The 25589-nt window shown below is 42.5% G+C and carries 21 protein-coding genes, 1 pseudogene and 1 riboswitch; of the genes and pseudogenes, 12 read left to right on the top strand and 10 right to left on the bottom strand.

The window, feature by feature from the left end; genetic code table 11:
- Positions 1-18: 18 nt before the first annotated feature.
- The 3 genes from thrA to metK all read right to left on the bottom strand — a co-directional run bounded on the left by thrA (position 19) and on the right by metK (position 6402).
- Positions 19-3405 (bottom strand): bifunctional aspartate kinase/homoserine dehydrogenase I, encoded by a 3387-nt coding sequence (gene thrA / locus ACO06Y_RS09940; protein ID WP_422083678.1) that lies wholly within the window; start codon positions 3403-3405, stop codon positions 19-21.
- Positions 3406-3523: 118 nt separating this feature from the next.
- The gene (locus ACO06Y_RS09935; protein ID WP_422083677.1) at positions 3524-4816 is read right to left on the bottom strand and encodes an O-acetylhomoserine aminocarboxypropyltransferase/cysteine synthase family protein; all 1293 of its coding nucleotides are present in this window, start codon (positions 4814-4816) and stop codon (positions 3524-3526) included.
- A gap of 118 nt (positions 4817-4934) precedes the next feature.
- Positions 4935-5070, bottom strand: a riboswitch (SAM riboswitch).
- Between the two features lie 75 nt (positions 5071-5145).
- A complete protein-coding gene (gene metK / locus ACO06Y_RS09930) occupies positions 5146-6402 on the bottom strand; it encodes a methionine adenosyltransferase (RefSeq protein WP_422083676.1) in 1257 nt (418 codons plus the stop codon).
- Positions 6403-6789: 387 nt separating this feature from the next.
- Between metK and ACO06Y_RS09925 the strand changes: the two genes are divergently transcribed.
- A complete protein-coding gene (locus ACO06Y_RS09925; protein WP_422083675.1) occupies positions 6790-7404 on the top strand; it encodes a deoxynucleoside kinase in 615 nt (204 codons plus the stop codon).
- A gap of 98 nt (positions 7405-7502) precedes the next feature.
- Here ACO06Y_RS09925 and ACO06Y_RS09920 read toward each other — a convergent pair whose 3' ends face one another.
- Positions 7503-7751: a hypothetical protein gene (locus tag ACO06Y_RS09920; protein WP_422083674.1), complete on the bottom strand. Its 249-nt coding sequence runs from the start codon at positions 7749-7751 to the stop codon at positions 7503-7505.
- Between the two features lie 188 nt (positions 7752-7939).
- On the opposite strand from ACO06Y_RS09920, the gene ACO06Y_RS09915 reads away from it, so the two are divergent.
- The gene (locus ACO06Y_RS09915; protein ID WP_422084163.1) at positions 7940-8641 is read left to right on the top strand and encodes an energy transducer TonB; all 702 of its coding nucleotides are present in this window, start codon (positions 7940-7942) and stop codon (positions 8639-8641) included.
- 59 nt (positions 8642-8700) lie between these two features.
- Here ACO06Y_RS09915 and ACO06Y_RS09910 read toward each other — a convergent pair whose 3' ends face one another.
- The 4 genes from ACO06Y_RS09910 to ACO06Y_RS09895 form a co-directional block, all read right to left on the bottom strand.
- Positions 8701-11088: a sodium-translocating pyrophosphatase gene (locus ACO06Y_RS09910; protein ID WP_422083673.1), complete on the bottom strand. Its 2388-nt coding sequence runs from the start codon at positions 11086-11088 to the stop codon at positions 8701-8703.
- Between the two features lie 121 nt (positions 11089-11209).
- Entirely contained in the window at positions 11210-11737 is a 528-nt protein-coding gene (locus tag ACO06Y_RS09905; RefSeq protein ID WP_422083672.1) for an inorganic diphosphatase, read from the bottom strand.
- 73 nt (positions 11738-11810) lie between these two features.
- On the bottom strand, positions 11811-14306 hold the full coding sequence (locus ACO06Y_RS09900) for a DUF5686 family protein (protein WP_422083671.1): 2496 nt from the start codon (positions 14304-14306) through the stop codon (positions 11811-11813).
- A 105-nt stretch (positions 14307-14411) separates the two neighbouring features.
- Positions 14412-15389 carry a pyruvate dehydrogenase complex E1 component subunit beta gene (locus ACO06Y_RS09895; protein ID WP_422083670.1) on the bottom strand — a complete coding sequence of 326 codons (978 nt, stop codon included), beginning with the start codon at positions 15387-15389 and terminating at the stop codon, positions 14412-14414.
- Positions 15390-15544: 155 nt separating this feature from the next.
- On the opposite strand from ACO06Y_RS09895, the gene ACO06Y_RS09890 reads away from it, so the two are divergent.
- The 10 genes and pseudogenes from ACO06Y_RS09890 (at position 15545) to ACO06Y_RS09845 (ending at position 23957) form a co-directional block, all read left to right on the top strand.
- Positions 15545-16291 carry an electron transfer flavoprotein subunit beta/FixA family protein gene (locus ACO06Y_RS09890; protein WP_422083669.1) on the top strand — a complete coding sequence of 249 codons (747 nt, stop codon included), beginning with the start codon at positions 15545-15547 and terminating at the stop codon, positions 16289-16291.
- A 56-nt stretch (positions 16292-16347) separates the two neighbouring features.
- Entirely contained in the window at positions 16348-17316 is a 969-nt protein-coding gene (locus tag ACO06Y_RS09885) for an electron transfer flavoprotein subunit alpha/FixB family protein (protein ID WP_422083668.1), read from the top strand.
- Positions 17317-17402: 86 nt separating this feature from the next.
- On the top strand, positions 17403-18035 hold the full coding sequence (locus tag ACO06Y_RS09880) for a bifunctional nuclease domain-containing protein (RefSeq protein WP_422083667.1): 633 nt from the start codon (positions 17403-17405) through the stop codon (positions 18033-18035).
- 9 nt (positions 18036-18044) lie between these two features.
- Positions 18045-19508 (top strand): NupC/NupG family nucleoside CNT transporter, encoded by a 1464-nt coding sequence (locus ACO06Y_RS09875; protein WP_422083666.1) that lies wholly within the window; start codon positions 18045-18047, stop codon positions 19506-19508.
- Between the two features lie 19 nt (positions 19509-19527).
- Positions 19528-19650: pseudogene (locus ACO06Y_RS09870) on the top strand (four helix bundle protein); the annotation flags it as partial.
- Positions 19651-19764: 114 nt separating this feature from the next.
- Positions 19765-20589: a thymidylate synthase gene (locus ACO06Y_RS09865; protein ID WP_422083665.1), complete on the top strand. Its 825-nt coding sequence runs from the start codon at positions 19765-19767 to the stop codon at positions 20587-20589.
- A gap of 8 nt (positions 20590-20597) precedes the next feature.
- Positions 20598-21419, top strand: a complete 822-nt coding sequence (locus ACO06Y_RS09860; protein WP_422083664.1) for an energy transducer TonB — start codon at positions 20598-20600, stop codon at positions 21417-21419.
- Positions 21420-21491: 72 nt separating this feature from the next.
- A complete protein-coding gene (egtB, locus tag ACO06Y_RS09855; protein WP_422083663.1) occupies positions 21492-22652 on the top strand; it encodes an ergothioneine biosynthesis protein EgtB in 1161 nt (386 codons plus the stop codon).
- Positions 22653-22701: 49 nt separating this feature from the next.
- A complete protein-coding gene (gene egtD / locus ACO06Y_RS09850) occupies positions 22702-23679 on the top strand; it encodes an L-histidine N(alpha)-methyltransferase (protein WP_422083662.1) in 978 nt (325 codons plus the stop codon).
- The gene (locus ACO06Y_RS09845) at positions 23676-23957 is read left to right on the top strand and encodes a DUF427 domain-containing protein (protein WP_422083661.1); all 282 of its coding nucleotides are present in this window, start codon (positions 23676-23678) and stop codon (positions 23955-23957) included. The genes egtD and ACO06Y_RS09845 overlap by 4 nt, the downstream gene beginning before the upstream one ends.
- Before the next feature lie 54 nt (positions 23958-24011).
- Here ACO06Y_RS09845 and ACO06Y_RS09840 read toward each other — a convergent pair whose 3' ends face one another.
- Together ACO06Y_RS09840 and ACO06Y_RS09835 are read right to left on the bottom strand one after the other, a co-directional pair.
- Positions 24012-24308 carry an isoamylase early set domain-containing protein gene (locus tag ACO06Y_RS09840; protein ID WP_422083660.1) on the bottom strand — a complete coding sequence of 99 codons (297 nt, stop codon included), beginning with the start codon at positions 24306-24308 and terminating at the stop codon, positions 24012-24014.
- A gap of 149 nt (positions 24309-24457) precedes the next feature.
- On the bottom strand, positions 24458-25546 hold the full coding sequence (locus tag ACO06Y_RS09835) for an aminotransferase class V-fold PLP-dependent enzyme (RefSeq protein ID WP_422083659.1): 1089 nt from the start codon (positions 25544-25546) through the stop codon (positions 24458-24460).
- Between the last annotated feature and the right edge of the window lie 43 nt (positions 25547-25589).

The raw sequence follows: 25589 nt of genomic DNA, 5'->3' as shown, positions 1-25589 counted from the left end.
CGTTTGTTCACTGCGGGCCTATCCTTTCTCGGCAATTCGTAAAATATCACCAAAAACCCCTCTTGCGGTAACCGCGGCACCTGCTCCGGCACCTTGAATTACCAGTGGATGTTTGCCATAGGACTCCGTATAGATTTCAATTATGGAATCGGAACCCTTAACCTGGCCTAGGGCGCTCTCCTTGGAAACGGAGATCAGTTTTACATCCAAAATGCCTTTTTCTTTTTGTAAATCCCCATGTAGATCCCCTACATAACGGAGTACGTAGCCTTTTTTCTGATTTTTCTTTATTTCATTGAATTTGTCGTCTAGCACATCCAAATGCTTGAGGAACTCGTCAACGGTTCCTTTTTGTAATATTTCCGGAATTAAATTTTGAATCTTTATATCCGAGAATTCATTGCTTAATTCCAGTTCCCTAGCCAAAATCAGGAGTTTTCTTCCGACATCGTTTCCCGAAAGGTCCTCTCGTGGATCCGGTTCAGTGAACCCCTTGCGGATGGCATCCTTAAGGATGTTCGAAAAGGGAGCGTCCACATCTGAAAATGTATTGAAAATATAACTCAAGGAGCCGGAAAAGACACCTTTTATTCGAGTGATGTTCTCTCCGGAAAGGTGCAACAACTTTATGGTATCGATGAGTGGTAGACCGGCGCCTACATTGGTCTCGTATAAATACTGCTTTTGGTTCTTGGCCAGTTCCTCACGCAACAATTGATAATAATCGAATCCCAGGGTATTCGCTATTTTATTGGATGAAACCAAATCGAACCCATTATCCACAAAATCGAAATAATTCGCTACAAAATCCTCACTTGCGGTATTGTCAACGGCTATCAAGTTTTCCAAATGATTTCTTTTGGCGAATTCAAAAACATCGGACAACTCGTATTTCTCACCCTTTCCCTGCATGGCAGTTTTCCAACTTTTTGGCACCCCATCCTTGTTTAAAAGAATCTTTCGGGAGTTGGCTACGGCAAAGACATTTAAGTCGATACCTTTTCGTTTTTCAATGTTCTTGGCGGACTTTAGAATTTGATCGATCAAAGTTCCCCCGACATTACCATGACCAAAAATGGCCAGATTAACTTTTTTGCTGATGCCAAAAACTTGACCGTGCATTACATTCAACGCCTTGTTCAAATCCGATTTTTTCACAACCAGACTTACATTCTTTCCGGAAATAGTGTTGTTGAACAGAATTGGGACAATTTGATTTTTGATCAGTGCGTTGTACGGCTTGTGGAATGTACTCAGATCCTGACCCACGATAGAGACCACGGAAACGTCATCGACCACGGTTATTGTATTGATATCCTTTGACCTGTAATCACTTTTAAATTCCTCGTCCAGGGCTCTTTTTGCCCTTTGTGCCTTATTACTTTTAACCACCAGACCAATTCCTCTCTCAGAAGACCCCTGGGAAATAATACTTACATTGACATTATGTTGTTCCAAGGTTCTAAAGATTCGGGCATCTATTCCTATTTTCCCTAAAAGGCCCCTGCCTTCCAAATTGATCAGTGAAACATCTTCTATCACCGAAAGCGACTTAATACCTTCCTTGCTGGATTTGGCACTGATCAATGTGCCTTCATTGTCGTGATTATAGGTATTGACGATACGTAACGGAATATTTTTTTCAATCAACGGAATGATGGTCTTGGCGTGCAAAATGGTAGCTCCAAAATTGGCCAGTTCATTGGCCTCGGAATAGGAAAGGTTGGCAATTCGTCTGGCTTCCGGAACCAAGTCGGGGTTAGCGGTAAAAATCCCATCAACATGTGTATAGTTCTGAAGTTCCTCAGCATCCAAAAAATTGGCCAGCAAAGCTGCCGTATAATTGCTTCCGTTCCTGCCCAAAGTAGTAGTCTGCCCATCAACCGTTGAAGCAATGAATCCCGTAATAACCGGTACATTTTCCCTATTCAATTCCGAAAACCGAAGAAGCACGTTTTCCCTGGAGACGTCTTCCAAAAGTTTGGCATCCCCAAAGGTATCATCTGTCTTTATTAGGGTTCTGGAATCCAGTAACTGCGCTGCCACGCCCTTGCCAATAAGTAGCTTGGTTATCAATTTGGCCGAGATCAATTCCCCATAGGCCAATACCTCGTCCTTGATTTTGGCACTATAATCCCCTAGAAGCGAAACTCCTTCGAACAACTTGGCCAATTCCTTAAATTCCGAGGACAGATTTACGTTGGCAAACGTATGTTTTTGGTATTTTTCAAATGCTTCGAAATCTTCCTGATAATCGGTATTACCAGCCGCTTTCTCCAGAATGGTCTCAAGCTGGTCGGTAGCTTTTTCCCTTGCAGAAAGTACAACGGCAATATTTTCACCGGCCTTTACCTTGGACGAGATAATCTCCAGCACACGTCCCAAACCTTCACCATTACTGAGGGACTTGCCTCCAAACTTGAGGATTTTGATTTTTTTTGATTTTCCGTTCTTGCTAAAGATTCCGTTGAGCAATTTTTGCATTTGCTCAAACTCTATTAAAAAGGCATCATGACCATGCAATGACTGTACCTCCCCGTAGGTAACATTACTATTGGCCTGCGCCAAACGCTTGAACGTTTCCTTATTCTCTTTGGCCGTGAAGAACAAATCGGAATCCACACCGATAATATGGATGTTGGTCTCACTGTTCTCCAGTTCCTTGAAGGCCTTGTCATCGTTACGGGTGATATCTATGGTCTTCAACAACTGGTTCATCAACTTATAGGCCGATAATTGAAACCGTTCCTGCAATTTCTTACCATGGTGCATCAACCAGCTTTCCACGTTAAAAACCTGAAGCTCTTCATTGGTGCTCCGTTGAAACCGTTCCTTAAAGGACTCCGGGGTACGATAACAAAGCATGGCATGCATACGGGCGTCGTGTACGGGCTGTTTGGAGTTTACCAAAAATTGCTCCTGTATTTGACAATTGGCAATAAGCCAATCGGTCGATTTCCAGTCGGAAGCCACTGGAATCAAATGTTCGGTAATTCCAGGGTCGATCGCCGCCATCTCCCAAGCGATACCACCACCTAAAGAGCCACCGATAATTGCGTACAATTTCTTGACTTCAAGTTGTTCCAGCCCCAATAAAAACATTCGGGCGACATCTCCGGCCACGAAATCCTTATAATTGTCTATTACAAATCCATCATACCCATTCCCCGGAATGTTGAATGAAAGTATGGTATAGTTAAGCGTATCTATGCACTTCCCTTCGCCGATAAGGGCCGACCACCAACCGCTATCCCCGGTTACATTGGAATTTCCGGTCAATGCATGGTTGACGAGGACAACAGGTGCATCGTGCAGTGGTTTTCCGAACAACTGATAGGACAATTGGATATCTTGCGAAACACCACTAAGAGTAGTGAATGTATTTAACTTTAAATGCTTTAGCATATGAAAGCCTTGGTAGTTAGTTACTGTTTGGGTCTCTATTTTGGAATTTTGGAAACTCCTTCATAATAAATTGTAGCACCCCCACTACATTATGAAGGTGCTACAATCCTTTTCTATTTTAAGCCAAGACCGATTCGTCAATTGTGGCAAAGGCCTGTTCCAAATCTGCCTTTAAATCGTCCAAATCCTCCAATCCAACGGACAAACGTATTAAATCCTTGGTTACACCGGTGGACTCCTGGGCGGCATCATCCAATTGTTGATGTGTTGTACTTGCCGGATGGATAACCAGGGACTTGGTGTCCCCGATATTGGCCAACAAAGAGAATAATTTTGTCTCATCGACCACTTTTTTAGCCGATTCGAACCCGCCTTTTACACCAAATGTTACTATCCCACTTTGGCCATTGGGCAAGTAATCCGTCGCCAGGGAATGGTATTTGCTCGACTTAAGCCCTGGATAGTTTACCCAACTTACTTCCTTCCTGCCCTCTAACCATTCGGCCAGGGCCAAGGCATTTTCACTATGCTTTTCCATCCTCACAGTCAGTGTTTCCAATCCCTGCAATATTTGAAAGGCATTGAATGGACTCAGGGCCCCGCCATAGTCGCGCAGTCCTTCTATCCGAGCCTTAATAATAAATGCAATGGGGCCTACGGCATCATGATAAATTAAGCCGTGATATCCCGGAGAAGGTTCCGTGAACTCCGGAAATTTACCATTGGCCCAATCAAACGTACCGGCATCGATGATTGCACCGCCCAAGGCCGTTCCATTTCCGTTGATGTATTTTGTCAATGAGTGGATTACGATATTGGCCCCGTGTTCAATGGGTTTTAATAGGGCCGGTGTTGCCACGGTATTATCAACGATAAAGGGAATTTTTGCCTTTTTTGCCTCGGAGGAAATCGCCTTTAAATCCAACACATCCAGTTTTGGATTTCCAAGCGATTCCACAAAAATGGCCCTTGTATTATCTTGAACAGCCTTTCCAAAATTGGTCGGGTCATACGGATCCACAAAGGTAGTGGTGATGCCCAATCGCGGCAAGGTTACGTTTAGTAGATTGTAGGTGCCTCCGTATAGGCTGTTGGAAGCCACAATATGATCTCCGGATTTTAATAGGACCAGAAGGGTATTGGCCAGAGCGGCCGTACCCGATGCCGTTACCAAGCCCGCAACCCCACCTTCCAACGCGGCAAGTCGCTGTTCCAAAATATCGTTGGTCGGATTATTTATCCTTGTATAAATGTTCCCGAATTCCGCCAGGCCAAAAAGGTTGGCTGCATGGTCGGTATCGTTGAATACGTAGGCCGTACTTTGATAGATGGGAATAGCTCTGGTACCGCCATTGATAGTTGTGTCATGTCCGGCATGTAAGGCATTGGTAGAAAACTTTTGATCGCTCATGATTCTAATTTTTTAGTTATTAATAAGAACAAATTACAACACGAAAATCCATTGCCAATTTTGCAATCGAATACAATCAAAGAGTTAAGAAGAAAGAAAATTACGGAAGTAATCGTTCGAGTTATCTGCCAAGATGCCGAAACGGGTTCTGCACAGGTAGAATTTAGCACCTTCTTTGTTGGATATAGCAATCGGGGAACAAAGGGTTGCTAAGGCTTCAAAGGGTCTATTCCCTCCACCTTTCTTGATAACTTTTCAATACGTGTTTGAACTTTTGAAACACAAATATAAGGAGGGACGTTTGGATTTTCCTAATATTTAAATAAAAATTACAAATTGAAAGCTGATTTTATCTCCTTAATCATATCTAGCTTTTCCCATGTAAAGAGCTCCACCTCCTTTTCTATCCTACCATTATAAGGCGATTCAAAGACTTTGGTTACTGTTTTGGGTTGTTTTCCCATATGTCCATAAGCTGCAGACTCCAAATAAATCGGGTTCCTTAGTTTTAAGCGGTCTTCTATGGCAAAAGGACGCATGTCGAACAATTGGGATACCTTTTCCGCGATTTCGCCATCCGTAAGATCAACATTTGCGGTACCATACGTATCCACAAATATTGAAGTAGGTTCCACTACTCCGATGGCATAGCTTACCTGCACCAAAATTTCATCGGCCACACCGGCAGCGACCAAATTTTTTGCAGCATGCCTAGCGGCATAGGCGGCACTTCGATCTACTTTGCTAGGATCCTTCCCACTAAATGCACCTCCCCCGTGGGCTCCTTTTCCCCCATAGGTATCCACAATTATTTTTCTCCCCGTTAAACCGGTATCCCCATGTGGTCCGCCGATGACAAACTTTCCGGTTGGGTTGATATGATATTGTATTTGTCCATCGAACAGCGACTGTATCTCTTCCGGCAATTGTTCAATGACCTTGGGCAACACAATTTGGATGATATCATCCTTTATTTTCGCCAACATCTTATCGTCATCGGTATCAAAGGCATCATGTTGGGTGGAAACAACAATAGTATCTATCCGTTGCGGCACGTTTTCATCCGAATATTCAATGGTCACCTGCGCCTTGGCATCGGGACGTAGATACGTAATTTCTTTGTTCTCCCTACGAAAATTGGCCAGTACCTGGAGTATTTTATGTGAAATGTCCAAGGCGAGGGGCATATAATTTTCGGTTTCCTTTGTCGCATAGCCGAACATCATCCCCTGGTCTCCAGCACCCTGCTCTTCCTTCGCTCCTCTATCAACCCCTTGGTTAATTTCTTGCGATTGCTCGTGGATAAGGGAAATAACACCACATGAATCCCCACTGAACTGGTATTCTCCTTTGGTATAACCAATTGTGTTGATTACCTCACGCGCAATATTCTGCATATCCAAATAGGTATGACTTTTTACTTCTCCCGCCAAAATTACCTGGCCAGTGGTGACCAGTGTTTCACAAGCCACCTTGCTTTCCGGGTCAAAAGCCAAAAAATGATCCAACAATGCATCACTAATTTGATCTGCAACCTTATCGGGATGACCTTCGCTAACGGACTCTGAGGTAAATAGGTATGGCATTATAAATTGGGTTAAACGAGAAAGGATTTAACGTAAACCACGTTTAAGATGCTATAGGGTACGGAAAAAGTACTTCTGTTTTAGCATTTTTACCCCTAAAACAAGTTTGGGATTTGGAGGTTGCAATCAGTCAAATCTTTCCTCTTTGTTAGAAACCGCAAAAATAGCAAAATTGTTTTGTTGAAATAGCAATCTAATATGGAATTGTATAAAAACATCAGAAAGATCATTAAACTGGGGATAGGAAGACCTATACAGAACTACGACACTAGCAGTATGGCCAATTTCAATAGGCATTTCAACAACGATTTCTTTTGCAAACCTTTTATACTTTGTATATTGTGAGGCGTTACTTTTTAAAAAAGCCTAACCGAAATCGCAATTTAAATGCACATTGCCGTAGCAGGAAACATAGGTGCCGGGAAGACTACCTTGACCAAATTATTGGCCAAACATTATAAATGGGAAGCCCATTTTGAGGATGTTGTGGACAATCCATATCTGGACGATTTTTATACTCAAATGGAACGGTGGAGCTTCAATCTCCAAATCTATTTTTTGAATCATAGGTACAGGCAAATTCTAAAAATCAGGGAAAGTGGTAAAAAAGTAATCCAAGATCGTACCATTTATGAAGACGCCTATATTTTTGCGCCCAACCTTCACGCAATGGGCTTAATGACCAATCGCGATTTCACCAACTATCAAAGTCTTTTCGAGTTGATGGAAAGTCTGGTACAACCTCCGGAGCTCCTTATTTACCTACGTAGTTCCATTCCCAATTTGGTGGAACAGATACATAAAAGGGGGCGTGAATATGAGAACTCCATTTCTATTGACTACCTCAGCCGACTTAATGAAAGATATGAGGCATGGGTTCATGGCTATGAGAAAGGAAATATGCTCATCATAAATGTGGACCAGCTTAATTTTGTTGATAAGCCAGAGGACTTGGGGCAAGTGATCCATAAAATAGATGCAGAAATCAACGGATTGTTCTAGAATCACCTATTGCGGCAATCCTTTCCGACGTGCGTATATTATAGCCTCCTCATTTTTATGCCACACCTGTGGTATCCCTATGTTTTTTGAATAATTCATTACCCTTTAGCATTCATTTTCTGTTGGGTATGCTTCGAAGATAAATCGTGGCTGTAACGGTTCGGATTGTTTTGGGCGATATTGATATAAACATCGGCATCACGTTCTCCACTATCCCGATCAGGATAAATCGGATATCTGGATATGTTTCGAGGATATTTACGATTTCCTTTTGTTTTTTGGGGCTTACGATATTTCGATTTCCTATGACCAAAACTGTTCATCCCATTCAAAAATAGTAAGGTCATAGCCCATCTCTCCAATCAAAACCTTAATATACTCAGGGGAATGGATCAGGTATCATTTTTTCGGATTAAATCCCTCTAGGTTCGAAACAATGATTCATTTTACTCAATCAAAGGTCGCTTTCACTCATTAGTCCTTTTGAGGGCGATTCTTGGGCAATAGATTTATGGAAACTTTAAATGGCAACATGATGAAACCAAAAAAGAACCCAAAAATCGATTTGAACAAAAACAGGGCAATGTTTTTTGTAGCCGGTCTTACCCTCATTTTACTATTGACCTATATCGCTTTGGAATGGAAGAGTTATGATAAAACCGACTATGACTTGGAGGGAATGAACGTAGAAGATGAGCTAATCGAAGAAGTTCCCTTAACAATACATTTTACACCTCCACCCCCTCCTCCACCAGTGGCTCCCCCGTTAATTGAAATAGCCGACAACAAAGTGGATATCATCGAAACGGAAATCATGTCCGATAACACAACCCAGGACACCCCGGTGATGCAAGTACAGGAGATTGAAGTGGCCGAAGTTGAAGAAGATGTTTCGGTTCCCTTTATTTTAATTGAAGATGTTCCTGTTTTTCCTGGATGCGAAAACGCATCCGATAAAAGGGCCTGTTTTCAAAAAATGATGCAAAAACATATAAATAAAGTCTTTCAATATCCAAAATTAGCCCAAGAAATGGGAATTGAAGGAAAAGTCCATACCATGTTCGTTATTCAGAAAGATGGTAGTATAGGAGACTTAAAAATGAGAGGGCCGGACAAAATTCTAGAGACAGAGGCTGCCAGAATTATTGGTAAACTTCCCAAAATGACTCCTGGTAAACAACGGGGTACACCTGTAAAGGTTCCCTTTGTGATACCTATAACCTTTAAGTTGCGATGACGGCAAACAAAAAAGGCAAACCGTAATGGTTTGCCTTTTTTTATTTTGAAAAGTTATTTTTACTTTCCGACATCGCCTTTTTCCTGAGTGGCATCGACATTTGTTGCTCGTGTTTCCACTATATCATTTTCCGAATCTCCCGATTGCGCCTTAACCTCGGTCTGGGTTCCCGTAAACGTTTTTTCCTCCAAAACCTCTTCACCATTTACAACAGTAGTGAAAGCAATAGTTGTTTCTGCCACATCCGCACTTTCTGTATCCATTTCCAATTTTATTTCCTGGGCATCCGTATTGCTGGCCATTCCACTAACATTCAAAGCAATACTTGGCGCAATGACCAGGGCCACAACGGACATCAACTTTAAAAGAATGTTCAGGGAGGGTCCGGAAGTATCCTTAAAAGGGTCACCGACCGTATCCCCAACAACGGCCGCTTTATGGGCATCGGTTCCCTTGCGTCCTTGCTCTTCGATCATTTTCTTGGCGTTGTCCCAAGCGCCCCCGGCATTCGATTGAAAAATGGCCATCAACACCCCGGCTGTAGTAACACCGGCCAAGAGGCCGCCTAACATTTCGGCCCCACCAATGAACCCTACGGCAACAGGAACCGCAATAGCCAAAAGACCGGGCAATACCATTTCCTTAATGGAAGCGGTCGTAGAAATAGCGACACACTTTTCGTATTCGGCAAGGCCGTCGGCTTTGTCAAAAACATCACGCTGCTCCGAAGTAGCTTTGGACATATCGGAATTTACGGCGCGCATTACTTCCAAGGCGGCTTTTAATTGAGGGATATCCCTAAACTGGCGGCGTACCTCTTCAATCATCGCCATAGCGGCACGACCAACGGCATTCATGGACAAAGCAGAGAATACAAAAGGTAGCATCCCTCCTACCAACAGACCAGCCATGATGTTCGGTTTTGAAACATCGATCGCGGTTACATTCGCCGTTTGCATAAAGGCCGCGAACAGGGCTAATGCCGTCAATGCAGCTGATGCGATTGCGAAACCCTTACCAATAGCGGCTGTTGTATTTCCAACAGCATCCAATTTATCGGTACGCTCACGGACTTCACTCGGTAATTCGGCCATTTCGGCAATTCCTCCGGCATTATCGGAAATTGGTCCATAAGCGTCAACGGCCAATTGGATTCCCGTATTGGCCAACATTCCAACAGCAGCTATTGCGATACCGTACAATCCGGCAAAATGATGTGATATCAAAATGGCTCCCGCAATCAACAAAATGGGAAACATGGTAGACATCATGCCCACACCCAGACCGGAAATAATATTGGTGGCCGCTCCCGTATCGGATTGTCTTACAATGGCGCTTACGGGCTTTGTTCCCGTCCCGGTGTAATACTCCGTTACCTTGCCTACAGCAAGACCTGCAATTAATCCCGAAAGAACTGCCAGGAAAACACCTAAGGATGTATATTCGGCCCCTCCGAAAGTCCAACTTTCGGGAAGCATTTGTGTAATAATAAAATAGGAAGCCACCAACATAAGGCCGGCCGAACCAAATTCCCCGATGTTCAAGGCCGTTTGTGGATTTCCACCGTCCTTTACCTTCACAAAAAACGAACCAACAATGGACATTATAATTCCTACCGCGGCCAGGACCAATGGGAGATATACAGCTCCCAAACCATCAAAAGCATTGGTAAAAGCGGGAATCTGCGTAAATGCGGCCCCTAATACCATGGTACCGATAATTGAACCTACATAGGATTCAAAAAGATCCGCGCCCATTCCTGCAACGTCACCAACATTATCCCCTACGTTATCCGCAATAGTTGCAGGGTTAAGCGGGTGGTCCTCCGGGATTCCGGCTTCCACTTTTCCTACCAAATCGGCGCCAACGTCCGCGGCCTTGGTATAAATACCGCCACCCACACGGGCGAACAGGGCAATTGAAGAGGCTCCCAAAGAGAATCCTGAAAGTACGTTCAAGACTTCACCAATTTCCCAGCCTTGTCCACTATAAATCATAAACAAGGCACTAAGGCCCAAAACACCCAAACCAACGACTCCCAATCCCATGACAGATCCCCCGGCAAAAGCGACCTCCAAGGCCTTTCCCAAAGAAGTACGGGCGGCCTGTGTAGTTCTTACATTTGCTTTTGTCGCGACCCGCATGCCTATAAATCCTGCCAAAGCTGAACAGATGGCACCGACTATAAAGGATACGGCGACCATTCCGTTGGAACCTTCCTCGGTGCTACCTTTAAAGAAAAGAAGTACGGCAACGGCTATAACGAAAATCGAAAGAATTTTGTACTCCGCCTTTAAGAAGGACATAGCTCCGTCGGCAATATTTTTAGCGATCCGCGCCATTTTGGCATCGCCGACTTCTTGTTTGGACACCCACATATTTTTAATGAATACGAACAATAGGGCCAGTACTCCAAAAACAGGTAAAAACTTTACGATTAATTCCATTTTGTTTAGTTGTTTATAATTTTTTTAGAACGGGGGCAAAAGTAGTAAAATAGAACAGAATAAAAAAGCAATATCTCCTACCGGATATTGCTATTATTTAAGGAGTTATAAAGTGTAGTTTTCATTTGATGCTGACCTCCTTTGTAGGAACATCGCTTTTTGTAAATCTATTGATGCATTTGGCCACGATATCCTTGGCTTCATCCACATTGCCCCAGCCACCCACATCTACTTTTTTCTTCTCCAAATCTTTATAGACCTTAAAAAAATGTTCTATTTCCTTTATTAAGTGGGGGTTCAAATCACTGAGATCCTTGGTCTTGTTCCCGATAGGGTCGGAAATGGGGACACAAATAACTTTTTCATCGGGGCCCTTCTCATCGGTCATGTGGAATACTCCAATGGGTTTTACCTCCATGACACATCCGGGAAAAGTAGGTTCGGTAACCAAAACCAAGACATCCAAAGGATCCCCGTCCAAAGCCAGGGTTTCCGGAATAAAGCCATAATCCGCAGGATACATCATTGAAGAAAATATCATTCGGTCATATCGAATTTTTTTAAGCTCAAAATCATATTCATATTTATTTCGGCTTCCCTTGGGAATTTCGATCAATACATCAAAAGAGGATACTTCTTCGGCTTTCATAGTAACATTATTTTTGATTTACAAAGCTACGAAAATGGATTTCCCTGTAGCGGGCAATACTGAAGTTAGGGAATCAGAAATTAAACCCAAAAGTCCCTGTAACGCTAAAAGGTCGCGCATTGGGGTTGTCCAAATAATTTCCCCGAAAATTAAAGTCGATCCGAAATATTTTGAAGATATTCCCTATTCCCACGGAATACTCATAGTAAATTCTTTCATCGGGTGCCAGCAGGGGGATGTTCGTTGGGGCGCTCAGGGCTATATTTTCATCGGAAAGCTCCCCCCAGACTCCGCGTAGCCCTACAATTTCCCTTAAGTTCCATTTTCTCAATAAGGGTATTCTGGAAAACAGCCGTCCATTAAAATTATGCTCCAAATGAACAGATGCATAGGTATCGGTCACAAACTCGTAAAAATCCAAATTGGGAAAGGTATTATATATGGAGAACAAAGTCTGGTTACCAGGCACTACGTTTAATAACCCTAAGGGAACCTCTCCAAAGGTCTTCCCTATCTCAATGGTGCTGAACAATCTTCCAAACCCTCCCAATTGCCAGGGCTGGGTATACGAAAATTGAATTTTACTGTAATTGAAGTCGCTCTCCAAAAAACCATCGATTCCCCGGGTATAGTTCAAAAGCAAGGTGCTATAGTTATCATTGATGTCCTTGCGCTCCACCCCATAGCCTATGGTCCTTTTCCCAGGGGTGTAAATAAGCAGGGTACTTAGATCAAATTGTTTTATTTCCGATGAAATTCCTGTTGGCGATTCGTTATCCACGTATTCCAAGCTAAAGGCATCAGGCAATGCGGAACTCAATGTCCTAAAAGAGCTACCCAGACGTATCCTAAAATTGGTCAATGGTTCCATCTCCAGATTAAAGGTGCTCAGGTTAATATTCGTCAACCTATCATTGGCTCCTACCGTAAAAATAGCTGACGACGCCACACTTCTACCTAAAACATCGTTGGTAGAGGTAAGGCTAATGCCCAGTTGTTCAATATCCCTTCTATTTCCCCCCGAAATTATCAATCTACTCTTCTTGTCCAATAAAAACTTGGCCGAGAATCCATGCTTTACCTTTTTGTCCGTAAAACCATAAGCCATATACCCTTCCAAGCGCCATGGATCGTTCTGTCCAAAATAGGTACGGGCACCTCCCCTTAACCGTACCCCTTCCGCATCGTTAAAACCAAAAATGCTATATACGTCCCCGATATCCAGATTCCATTTATCAATTTCGATATAACCCGATCCCAGCACACTCACCAGATTATAATAGGTCTTAAACTTGGGAACCGTCTTCAACGTATCCAATAATTGATAGATGCCTTTTTCATCCTTATTAAGGGCCTCAAGCCTGTTATTCTTCCAAAATATGCTGTCGCGATCCAAAATCTGAGGGTCGAAAGGATTCCCCTCTGCCTTATAGAAATTTTTTGGTTTTGGAATATCGAATTCATAATTGTCATAAACCGTTGTCCGTTTTCCATAGATTCCCCGAGATTCCTCTTTTTTCTGAAAGCTGAAGTCGCTTAACATATAATCCCGTTTCAATAAGAATACGGAATCGTTTACAACATCAAAATCCTGTTCAATGTAAATTTCCTTCACCCAATTGATATTGGCACTTTTAGTGACCTCCAGATTGATGTTCTTTATGGCATAGGTAGAATCGTTCACCCAAAAATCTCCCTTAAAGGTGAGTTCGTTCTTCCTTCGGGGATAGTATACTATATTGTAACACCATTTCCCTTCTATAAAGGCACTGTCCCGAAGAACATAATTATAGGTATCCACCCCAGTTCTTGATAGGGGGCTGGTAAAGCTCTTATCAAAAAACTTGAGGTAGTTATCATATATATCATAGTTCTGGTATAGGTCTTTTACAAATGCGATGATGGCCTGATTGTTATCAAAACCCGAATTTTTATTTCCCAGCACCACTTCCTTTTCCTCGTTCAAAAGATTATCGCCATGAACCTTGGAAAATGTTTCGTTCAAAAAAATAGGGAGATAGGTTTTACCAGTGATGCGAGAGGTATCCAAATCTTTAAAGACAAATTCCAGCCCCCTAAAAATTTTACTCTTCATAAGGGCACTATCTATGGTATTAAGGTCGAATTCTACCTTTTCATATTTATCATATTGATATTGCTTAAACTTTCGAACACCATTTTCCCTTTTTTTGGCCCAAATCTTCTTTAGAATCTCTACGGCGGGATTATTTTTTTTCGACTGTTTCCCGGAATAGACCACCACTTCATCCAATTGTTCGGTGGATTCCTTTAATACCACCTCCATATTGTAACTGACGCTGGAAGTCAATGGAATTTCCTGTGTATCGTAGCCGATAAAGGATACGGTCAAAATTTCGTGATTGCCATCGGATTCCATATAAAAACGACCATTGTCATTGGTAATGGTACCTTCCATAGAGTTTTTAAACAGCACGTTAGCAAATGCAACAGGTTTTCCGGATTCGTCCAGAACAACACCCCCGACCTTGGTTTGTGAAATAGCGATAAAGGAAAAAAGAAAGAGTAGTAGGAAAAGGATTTTTTTCATGCAGTGGAATATTCGCAACTGTTCCTTGATCAAATAGCGTACCAATAAAAAAGCTTCGCCGATTTTAGTCGAGGAAGCTAATATACCTTTACAATATGGTTTACCTTATTTATATAACACTTTTTTAACGGCCTGGACGACGTCCTTGTAATTAGGAAGCCATTCTTCCAATAAAACGGGAGAGTACGGTGCCGGAGTGTCCGCTGTATTGATCTTTACAATAGGAGCGTCCAAGTAATCAAAAATGTTGGATTGCACCTGATAGGTAATTTCCGTGGCCACATTGCCAAAAGGCCAAGCCTCTTCGAGAACTACCAATCTATTGGTCTTTTTTACGGATTTAAAAATGGCTTCGGAATCCATGGGTTTAACGGTCCTCAAATCAATGATTTCACAACTGATGTTCTCTTTGGCAAGCTCATCAGCAGCCTTATCCGCTTCTTTTATGATTTTCCCAAAAGAGACGATGGTGACATCGGTTCCTTCCCTCCGAATATCCGCAACCCCCAGGGGAATGGTATATTCGCCTTCCGGAACTTCCCCTTTGTCCCCGTACATCTGTTCCGACTCCATAAAAATAACAGGGTCATCGTCCCGTATGGCCGATTTCAGCAATCCTTTCGCGTCATTAGGGTTGGAAGGGACTACCACCTTAAGGCCGGGACAGTTGGCGTACCAGCTTTCAAAAGCCTGGGAATGTGTAGCCGCCAATTGGCCCGCAGAGGCCGTAGGCCCCCTAAAAACAATGGGGCAGTTAAACTGTCCACCGGACATTTGCCTTATTTTTGCGGCATTATTGACGATTTGGTCTATTCCCACCAATGCAAAATTGAACGTCATGAATTCAATGATCGGTCGGTTACCATTCATGGCAGATCCGACTCCCACTCCGGCAAAGCCCAACTCCGAAATAGGGGTATCTATAACCCGCTCAGGGCCAAACTCATCCAACATCCCCTTGGATGCCTTATAAGCACCATTGTATTCCGCAACTTCCTCGCCCATTAAGTAAATGGTTTCATCCCTGCGCATCTCCTCGGACATGGCCTCGGCAATAGCTTCCCTAAACTGTAATGTTTTCATCAAGTCAAATTTCAAATGCAAGCAAAAATAGGAAAATATATGGCAAACCAAGGAACGATGGAATCAAAAAAAGAAGCAAAAATTTACTATGCGCGCATAGTAAATTTGGAAATTAATACGTATCTTCGTGCCCACATTTAAAATGCCCTTTACGAATGAAAATTTTAGTCTGTATAAGTAATGTTCCCGATACTACTTCCAAGATAAACTTCACGGAAGATGACACCAAATTTGATACCAATGGGGTTCAATTTGTAATTAATCCGAATGATGAATTTGGGTTAACACGTGCCATGTGGTTCAAGGAAAAACAAGGAGCAACGGTTCATGTTGCCACTGTTGGGGAAGTCTCCGTAGAGCCTACCCTAAGGAAGGCGTTGGCCATAGGTGCGGACGAAGCAATACGCGTAAATGCCATTCCTACGGATGGGCTTTTCGTGGCGCAACAATTGGTGGAGGTAGTTAAAAATGGACAATATGACCTAATTATAGCCGGTAGGGAATCCATCGACTACAATGGAGGCATGGTCCCAGGTATCCTCGCCACCTTGCTGGATATAAACTTTGTAAATACCTGTATCGGTTTGGAAATTGAGGGAGAGACCGTCACCGCTATCCGGGAAATAGATGGCGGAAAAGAAACGTTGGCGACAAGCCTACCTTTGGTAGTGGGAGGACAAAAGGGATTGGTGGAGGAAAGCGAACTTAGGATTCCTAACATGCGGGGTATTATGATGGCTAGAAAAAAGGTTTTGAACGTGGTAGAACCGATAGATGCCATTCAAGGTACGGATGATGCCAAATTCGAAAGACCTGCCCCCAAGGGTGCCGTGAAACTGGTGGATTCCGATAAAATTGAGGAATTGATAGATTTATTGCACAATGAGGCCAAAGTAATCTAAATGGCGAACCTCACTAATTAGATTTATAATTTGAGAATTGAAATTCGATAAAAAATATGTCAGTCTTAGTATATACCGAGTCCGAAAACGGAAAGTTCAAAAAAAATGCCTTTGAAGTGGCTTCTTACGCAAAAGAGGTAGCAGGTCAACTAGGCACCTCGGCAATAGCCGTTACATTCAATGCCCAGGATGATGATCGTTTGGGGGAATATGGAATTTCCAAGGTATTGAAGGTCTCCAATGACCAGCTCCACACATTCAATGCAAAGGCATTTGCGAACGTTATTGCCCAAGCTGTTGAAAAGGAAGAGGCCAAGGTGCTAATTGTTAGCTCCAGTGCAGATACCAAGTTTATGGCCCCCATATTGGCGGCCAAACTTAAAGCAGGGTATGTCCCCAATGTGGTGGCCGCCCCTGAAAATATGGAGCCTTTTACCGTAAAAAGGACAGCCTTTAGCAACAAAGGCTTTGCCCATACTGAAATCAAGACCGATATCAAAATAGTTGGCGTATCCAATAATGCCTTCGGTCAGCATGAAAATAAAATGGCCATTGAAATAGAGAATTTTGATCCCAATCTGGACGACTCAAGCTTTTCGGTAAAACCCATCGAAGTGGATAAGGTAGTTGGAAAAGCAACTATAGCGGATGCGGATATTGTGGTTTCCGGTGGTAGGGGGCTAAAAGGTCCCGAAAATTGGGGAATGATAGAGGAATTGGCCGAAGTTCTTGGCGCCGCAACGGCGTGCTCCAAACCCGTGTCCGACTTGGGATGGAGGCCCCATAGCGAACATGTGGGACAAACAGGCAAGCCGGTAGCCAGCAATTTATACATTGCCATCGGAATTTCGGGGGCCATTCAACATTTGGCAGGAGTTAGTGCCTCCAAGACCAAAGTGGTCATCAATACGGATCCAGAAGCTCCATTTTTTAGGGCCGCGGACTATGGAATAGTCGGGGATGCCTTTGAGGTAGTTCCCAAACTCATCGAAAAATTAAAGGATTTTAAGGCGCTAAACACTTAATTTTTGTTAATTTGTGACCCTTAAAGGGCTGTTCAAAACTAGGTTGTCCCTTTGTTTGAACAGCCTTTTATGGCTTAATGACGATTATGAGTCTAGTTCGTTTAAAAATAAAGGGAATATCCTATAGCCAAACACAAAACGGGGCCTACGCCCTCATTTTGAACGAGGTTGAAGGCGATCGCAAACTGCCCATTGTCATCGGTGCCTTTGAGGCACAATCCATAGCCATAGCCTTGGAAAAGGAAATAAAACCCCCAAGACCCCTTACACATGATCTTTTCAAAAATTTTGCCGATCGATTTGATATTGTAGTCAAACAGGTCATAATACACAAGTTGGTTGACGGTGTATTCTACTCCAGTATTATTTGTGAGCGCGATAAAATCGAGGAAATCATAGATGCGCGTACCAGTGATGCCATTGCACTTGCACTACGATTCAATGCGCCCATATTTACCTATAAGACCATTTTGGATAAAGCGGGTATTTTCTTGAAATTCTCATCCAAGGACAAGGATAAGGATGAGAATGATGACAGCATTATGGTAGATGAAATCCTTCAGGAAGGAGAGACCGTGGAGATTGACTCGGGAGCCTCCGAGGCCTATAAAGAACTCAGCTTGGAAGAACTGCATAAAGAGCTGGACAAGGCAGTAGCCAACGAGGACTATGAAAAGGCCGCCAAGCTACGGGACGAAATTTCCAAACGGAACAGATAAATCCCTTCTATGAGAAAAAGTCGTTGGGTACTTCTGTTTATTTGTCTTTTTATTTTCCCTTTTCTCACCCAACACCTCACTGCTCAAGATACCATCGTTCCGATTCTGGATACAACCCTTTTAAATGATACAATATCCGGGGAAACCGTAGATATTATTCCCAGTCAGGGATTCACATTTGCTGGTTTTTTACGGGGAATCCTGGGGATGCTGGCACTTGTACTCATTGCCTTTCTATTTAGTTCCAATAAAAAGGCGATTAATTGGAAAACGGTAGGTCTTGGATTATTGGCACAGTTTCTCATTGGTATCGGAATATTAAAAGTACCCCTTATACGAGCTATTTTTACTTTCTTGGGAAAGGCCTTTAATAAGGTTTTGACTTTTACCGAAGCCGGAACTAGATTTCTATTCAGTTCGTTTACAACAAATGAAATTGAAAGTCCGTTGGTCACTTTTGCCATTATGATCTTACCTACCATTATTTTCTTTTCGGCACTCACCTCGGTCTTGTTTTATCTCGGGATTATTCAAAAAGTGGTGAAAGGGTTGGCATGGGCACTTACCAAACTCTTAAAAATTTCTGGGGCTGAAAGCCTTAGTGTTGCTGGCAATATTTTTTTAGGGCAAACCGAATCGCCTTTAATGATCAAGGCGTATCTGGAAAAAATGAACCGCTCGGAAATCCTGCTGGTGATGGTTGGCGGAATGGCAACCGTTGCCGGAGGCGTTTTGGCAGCCTACATCGGTTTTTTAGGGGGTACGGATGAAGTGTTGCGTCTGGAATTCGCCAGACATCTGCTCGCCGCATCGGTAATGGCCGCCCCAGGAGCCATTGTAATCTCCAAAATACTGGTGCCCCAAACCGAACCCATTAACATGGATGTAAAGATTTCCAAGCAAAAAATAGGTTCCAATATCCTGGATGCCATGGCTACAGGAACCACCGAAGGATTGCGACTTGCCGCCAATGTTGCCGCCATGTTACTGGTTTTCGTTGCGTTCATTGCCATGATCAACTATGGCCTTTTAAAATTGGGCACCATCAGTGACCTTAATGGCCGGATCGCTCGAAGCACCCCCTATGAAAACCTTTCCTTAGAGCTGGTATTGGGCTATCTTTTCGCCCCATTAATGTGGCTTATAGGGGTGGCCAAGGAAGATCTTGCCCTGATGGGACAATTGTTGGGCGTAAAATTGGCTGCCAGTGAATTTGTGGGCTACATACAATTGGCCGAACTAAAAAACCCAAATAACCCACTACATTTCACCTATAATAAATCCATCATCATGGCCACCTATATGTTATGTGGGTTTGCCAATTTTGCTTCAATAGGCATCCAGATAGGCGGAATTGGATCCTTGGCACCCGGACAGCGCAAAACACTTTCGGAATTTGGGATGAAAGCGCTTATAGGAGGTACCATAGCCTCGTTGCTTTCCGCTACAATTGCCGGAATGATTTTGGGATAGAGAAGGTGAAGGGTGTTCCAAATATCCCCAAAAAGATTTCATCCGTTTTCCACAAGTAAGCTTAGGTTCTTTGTTCGAATTGGAAACCCATATAATCCTTTGTAGAGATTTACAATTTGCTGGGGAAAAGGAATCAATCTAGATCATTGAAAAAATTCAAATATTGCAGGGACGAATTGCATCGTTGATAAAATATAATAAAACCTGAACCTCAGCGCTTGACCCTTTTTCCTTTACCCTTTATCTTTATCCCGTTATGAAACAATACCACGATTTACTAAAGTACGTTCTGGAGAACGGCAACCAAAAACAGGATAGAACAGGAACTGGCACTCTAAGTGTATTTGGTTATCAGATGCGATTTGACCTTGGCGAAGGTTTTCCCATGGTTACTACCAAAAAATTGCATTTGAAATCGATTGTCCACGAACTTCTTTGGTTTCTTAAGGGCGATACCAATATTGGATATCTCCAAGAGAACGGGGTACGTATCTGGAACGAATGGGCCGATGAAAATGGAGACTTGGGACCCGTCTACGGCCACCAATGGCGCAATTGGAACAATGAGGAAATTGACCAGATCAAGGAGGTTGTCCATTCCTTAAAAAACAACCCGGACAGCCGGCGAATGTTGGTCTCGGCCTGGAATCCCAGTGTATTGCCGGATACTTCAAAATCGTTCTCGGAAAATGTGGCCCGTGGTAAGGCCGCCCTGCCCCCATGTCATGCTTTCTTCCAATTCTATGTAGCGGATGGAAAATTATCCTGTCAGCTCTATCAACGCAGTGCCGATATTTTTTTGGGGGTTCCCTTCAATATTGCTTCCTATGCCCTATTCACCCTTATGATGGCCCAAGTTTGCGGTTACGGACCCGGCGAATTCGTCCATACGTTTGGGGACGCCCATATTTATACCAATCATATGGAACAGGTGGCACTCCAATTAAGTCGGGAACCGCGCCCCTTGCCCAAAATGCTATTGAATCCCGAGGTTAAGGACATCTTTGATTTTACCTTTGAGGATTTCACATTGCTGGATTACGATCCACATCCCCATATTAAGGGAGCTGTAGCGGTTTAAAAATCAAGATGAAAAAAAATCACCTTCTAATTTGTGCATTGGTTATATCCCATTCCGTCGTTTCTCAAAATAATAACGGTTTGGACTATTTTCCGCAGGAGCAGTTGATATACCCAGACTGTGTCTCAAACACCGATAAGAACGAGTGTTTGAAAAACATAGTAGAGGATAAAATAGTTGCACTTTTAAATAAAAAGGCCAAATCCGTCGTTTTAGGAATCGATACGCTAAAAATAACTTTAGGTTTCGGTACCGATGAAGAGGGCATTGTAAACCCCAAGTATTTCCAAAATAGTATAAGCCATAAAAAGGTCAGGAAAAAAATAAAAGATGATTTTAGTGCTGTTTTGCTAAAGCTACCTCAATTTGACGTACTAAATAGGAAACCCGATCCCTACAGATCTGTACATTTTTTGAACTATTCTTTTTTAAAAAAAACGAAGAAAGCATCGTTTTTATCTATTGAAAACCCAGAAGATGAGTATGAGGGAGGCATTATACAAGAGTTCCCCAGATATCCGGGATGTCCGGAAATGGAGAACCTCCAAACACCCAAATGCTTCAACGAAAGAATCCAAGCTCACGTACGCAATCATTTCACATATCCACAAAAAGCATATAATTCCGGTATCCAAGGTAGGGTAGATATTATGTTTATTATAAATAAGAATGGAATCATCGAAAATGTCCGGACCAAAGGCCCCCATAAACTTTTGGAACAAGAAGCCAGAAGAATTGTAAGCTTTCTACCCGTTTTGATCCCGGGAAAATTGAACGGGGAACCCGTCAAATTCCCTTTCTCATTTCCGATTACATTCAGAATCGAATGACTCCAAACTAAATTCCCTTTTAATTAATCGGGAGTATGTATTTTCTGTATCTTTAGGGGTATTTTAAATGCTATGCTACTTACCGATTCCCTCCTGGATTTTTTTCTGGAAACCCGAAAGTATACCGAAACCCTCTGTGCACCTCTTGAAATCGAGGATTACGTGGTACAACCCGTTGTGGACGTCTCCCCGCCTAAATGGCATTTGGGGCACTCTACCTGGTTCTTTGAGGAGTTTATCCTAAAACCTTATGCCAAGGATTACCAGATTTTTGATGAAGATTTCGCGTTTGTCTTCAATAGCTACTATGAAACCGTGGGAAAACGGGTAGTCCGCTCGGACAGGGGCAACCTTTCAAGGCCGTCCGTGGAGAAAGTATATACCTATCGCAGTTATGTGACCAAGGCCATAAAAAATCTATTCGAAGAAAATCAGGGTCAGGAATTATATAATTTACTTGAAATCGGAATCCACCATGAAAAACAACATCAAGAACTCCTATTGACCGATATCAAATACATTTTGGGAAACAACCCACTGCTTCCGGTATACTCGGCCCATTTGAAAGAACATGTGGCAGAGGCACACCCAAGGGAATGGATTTCCATTGAAGAGGGAATTTACGAAATAGGCCACAATTCAGATGAATTCTGCTATGACAATGAATTGGGGAGGCACAAGGTATACTTGCATCCGTTCCAGATATCCAACGTATTGACCTCCAATTCCGAGTACTTGGAATTCATGGAGGCCGGGGGATATAAAAAATTTGACCTCTGGCATGCGGAAGGCTGGGACTGGGTAAACCAGAATACTATTTCCGCCCCCCTGTATTGGCATAAAGTAGATGATGAATGGCATCAGTATACCCTTAATGGGCTACAAAAAGTAGATCCGAATGCCCCTTTGACCCATATATCCTATTTTGAGGCCTTTGCCTTTGCTCAATTCAAGGGCTGCAGACTGCCCACGGAGTTTGAATGGGAAGTTGCCCAGGAATATTTTCCCTGGGGTAGCCGTTGGGAATGGACGGAAAGTGCCTATCTCCCCTACCCAAATTATAAGAAAGCAGACGGTGCCTTGGGCGAGTACAACGGTAAATTCATGGTGAACCAAAAGGTGCTTCGTGGAGGTTCGATTGCTACTCCAAAAAAACATACGCGACCTACATATCGCAATTTTTTCCATCCGCAACTACGGTGGCAATTTACCGGTCTACGGTTGGCAAAATAATCTTTTAACTTCAATGTAGGGTATTCCCTATTATTTCGACTTAGGCTACATGCAAGAACGAACGGGTACTATTTTTGAGACATTATTTGAAGAGGAGGTCCATCAAGGTCTTACCGATTTCCCAAAACACTTATCTTCCAAATATTTTTACGATGCCCGGGGAGATAAGTTGTTCCAGGATATCATGAACCTGCCCGAATATTATTTGACGAACTCCGAATTTGAAATTCTGGATAATTATAAGGATAAAATTGCGCAATGGTTTTCTTCGGGAAAAGGTAAGTTTAGCCTTATTGAACTGGGAGCCGGTGACGGGAAAAAGACCAAGATCCTGCTAAAGCATTTGGTTTCGGAAAACGTTAGTTTCACCTACAAGCCTATTGATATTAGCCAAAACGCTCTGGACCAGCTTGAAAAATCTTTGCATGAGGAACTGCCCGATCTTCATATAGAGCCGAGGCAAGGAACTTATTTCGAGACCTTGGCGGACATACATTCCGATAACGGGGCAAGGAAGGTCATTCTTTTTTTAGGTTCCAATATTGGTAATCTCTTGCATCCCCAAGCCGTCGATTTTTTAAAAAGTATCCAGGATTTGATGAATGGTGATGATCTTTTTTTTGTCGGTTTTGACCAAAAAAAGAACCCGCAAACCGTCCTGGACGCCTATAACGACAAGACTGGAATTACAGAAGCCTTTAACAAGAATATTTTGGCCCGTATAAACCGGGAGTTAAAGGCAGACTTTGATTTGGAGAAGTTTTTGCATTGGGAAGTGTACGACCCGGAGACAGGTACTGCCAAGAGTTATTTGGTCTCCAAAGAACAGCAATCCGTATGTATTGAAAAATTGGACTTAAAAGTCGATTTCAGGCCTTGGGAAACCATCCATACGGAGATATCGCAAAAATATGATGACGAGGTCGTTCAATGGCTGGCCAAAAAGGCAGGGCTACAAATCGTAACACAATTCAGCGACCAGGGCAATCTTTATAAAGACTATTTATTTAAAAAGGAACTATCGTGAAAGCTATTTGGAATGATACCGTAATCGCGGAAAGTGATGATACCATTGTAGTGGAGAATAATCACTATTTCCCTCCACAAAGTATAAAAAAGGAATTCTTTATGGAAAGCGAAACCCATACCACTTGTCCCTGGAAAGGCCAAGCTTCCTACTATACCATAGAGGTTGATGGATCGGAAAACAAAGATGCCGCTTGGTACTACCCCGAAGTAAGCGAACTGGCCAAATCCATAAAAGGTCATGTGGCCTTTTGGAAAGGTGTCACCGTTACAGAATAAAAAAGGCAGGGAAAAGCAAAATGTCTTCCCTGCCCTTCGTAACTCATTTTCCTACTAAACTTCCAATACGGGATTCTCAGATCCGGCAAAGTCGTTCCATTGGTAACGATCAGCCTCGGTTTCGTTTACGTAATTGCCATCTACCAAATATTTAAATTCATAAGAGTTTTCCTTTGGTAAATCAAAAGTACCCTTAAAGGTACCGTTTTTCAATTTTTTTAATGTACTCCCTTTAGGGTTCCAGTTGTTGAAATCTCCAACAACAGCTACTTTTTTAGCATCTTCCGCCGGTACGGTAAAGGTAACCTTACATACAGGCTTAGTCTTTAGGTATTGTTTTGCAATTGCCATGATAATCTGTTTTTAAATTTGGCGCAAAACTAAAGCAATAAAATGCTCATTTACAATGATCAAAATCATTTTTATCATTTTCTTAATATTTTAATATTTTTTAACTAGGTTCTATAAAAAAGGACAACGAATTTTTAGAAGAACAAATCCTATACTCTTGTTTTTAAGACATTTATGAGCGTATCTATATCGTTTTCGTTGTTGTAATAGTGAAAGCTCAAACGGATTCCGTTTCCTCTTTGTGCACAAACGATATTGTTATTCGTCAATTCTTGAAAGCACTTTTCATCCCCTGAAATGTTAAGGATATTCCCATGATCTTTCCTCTGAAGTACAAATTCCTTTAGCAATCCCAAACTACCAAGTTCCAGCATTGCCTTTTTTCGAAGTTGTAGATTCCGATCTTCAATAGTATCCCCTCCAATGTTCTTCATGGATTCTAAGGAAAACTTTAAACTCCCAAAATTGAAGGTATCCAAATGACCAGGTTCCAGATGTTTTACAAATTTTATGTTTTGCTTCTTGGATAGATCACCATTCACGGAATTGAATCCTATGGAACTCACTGAAAACCGTTCCTTGGCCGCATCCTTGAACAGGAAGAAACCGTTTCCATATCCCGATAACAACCACTTATAGGTACTTGTGCCCAATACATCGATTGCCGATGCTTCAAAATCGAAATCCCTTATGCCCAAAAACTGTGTGCCATCGGCAATGATATAGAGGTCGGGGAATTTCTTTTTTAGGTCTTTCAAAAAATCCAAATCGATTTGAATTCCATTTAACCATTGAACAATACTTAAGGCCAGTACCGAAATCTTTTTGGATTTTACCTCTGTATAGATCCTCTCTTCCAAATGCTCATCTATCTTAACATAATCAATGGGGAATCCTCTTTGTTCAAAAGGCCAGTTTACAGAGGGATAGTCCTCTTTCAAAAGCAACACTTTATGCTTTTTATCCAATCCATCCAAAAGCAAGTTCATCCCCAAAGAAAAACTAGGTGTCAATGCGACATTGCCCATCTTACAATTGAAAAAACGTGCAACCGTATTGCGCGTTTCCGGAAGAAGGTCCATTATGGCCCTTATCTTCATTCCACTTCCTTCCTCAAAAAAAGCCCGGTCATGTTGTTGTCTCCAATCCAGCAGGCTCCTGGATAACAGCCCAGATGTGGCCGTATTTAGGTAAACACAAGTATCCAATATGGGAAATTCCTTCCGTATGTTCTCCATAGCCAATAACTTCAGATACACGACAATTACCGTATCTTTGCCT

Origin of the sequence: Ulvibacterium sp. (assembly GCF_965228935.1) — a bacterium.
Lineage (GTDB): Bacteria > Bacteroidota > Bacteroidia > Flavobacteriales > Flavobacteriaceae > Ulvibacterium.
Note: the sequence above shows the minus strand (reverse complement) of the source record. Positions and strands in the feature narration are given on the sequence as shown.